This is a genomic window from Dolichospermum sp. UHCC 0259, assembly GCF_009711935.1.
GTDB lineage: Bacteria > Cyanobacteriota > Cyanobacteriia > Cyanobacteriales > Nostocaceae > Dolichospermum.
This window is the reverse complement of record NZ_VIKX01000329.1, coordinates 1-1,005: the sequence shown is the minus strand read 5'-3', so window position 1 is coordinate 1,005 and position 1,005 is coordinate 1. Positions and strand designations below refer to the sequence as shown.

The window sequence follows — 1,005 nt, the reverse complement described above, 5'->3', positions numbered from 1 at the left end:
TTATCAAAGTCAATTAACCAAGATACAACGTCGTTTAGATAAAGAAAATCAAGCTCTTGACTCCATCAACCAAGGCAAACAACAGGCTAAAGATGCAGAGGAACAGAGAGAAAAGGCGCAAACGGTTAGTGAATATGAAGCGGTTAAGGATAAATTGCAGCAGGCGATCGCTACATTAAATGATATTCCATCTGATACTTTTATCTCAGAACGGGTTACTAATCTTAAAGAAACCTATCAATCAAAAAGGGAAGAAGTAGATGCTAAAATTCGGGAGGTGAAGCCAACACCAACACCAATACCAACATCTAAGCCAACAGACCCGCCTGATCCTCTACCCTTCCCTGCTAATGATATAAAGAGTCCTCAATGGTCATATGAAGTGTTTAACTCTAATTCTGATAGTGGTTCATCTAGACTTATTGGAAAGCCTAACTTTGATCAACAGAAAAGATATGTAGAATGGCTAGTTGAGTATTCTACTATCTCACCATCAAACAATGAAACTTCTCCAAAAAGCTCTCTCGATAAAATAAACGACGATCTTAAACTCCTTCTGGTGCTACAGGAGATTGAAGGTCTTGGTTTCTTTGCTGAATTTAAAGACAGTAATGGAGTAATTTTAGAAAAAGCAAAACTAAATAGGGAAGGTACAGGAAACAGAATAAGATATTCACTGAGAATTTCTGATAATATTTGGCAAAAATGGTCAGAGATTAGTCAAGTTATTATTACTAAATAGTGGTTGGTACAAAATGAATAAATTTCAACGTTTGAAAATTTAATAATGACTAATTGGAAAAGTGAGTTAGTAGGGTGCGTCAGTATGAATAATTTATCGGTGTGGTTGGGATTTATAGCGCTGACGCACTCCAAGTTGAGATAAAAGTGCTGATTTTCTCATTCAACTTTCTAATTCAAGCATAATTGTAGAATATAAAAATAGTCTCATGTCTCTTGATACAAGTAAATATTTCCATCCTCCAGGAATTGCAGAACTTTGTG

General features: G+C 35.5%; 1 protein-coding gene. It reads left to right on the top strand.

The annotated features are described in order from the left end of the window. A partial coding sequence (locus tag FJR05_RS26530) for a hypothetical protein (RefSeq protein WP_217385707.1) occupies positions 1-742 on the top strand: 742 nt, incomplete at its 5' end. Between the last annotated feature and the right edge of the window lie 263 nt (positions 743-1,005).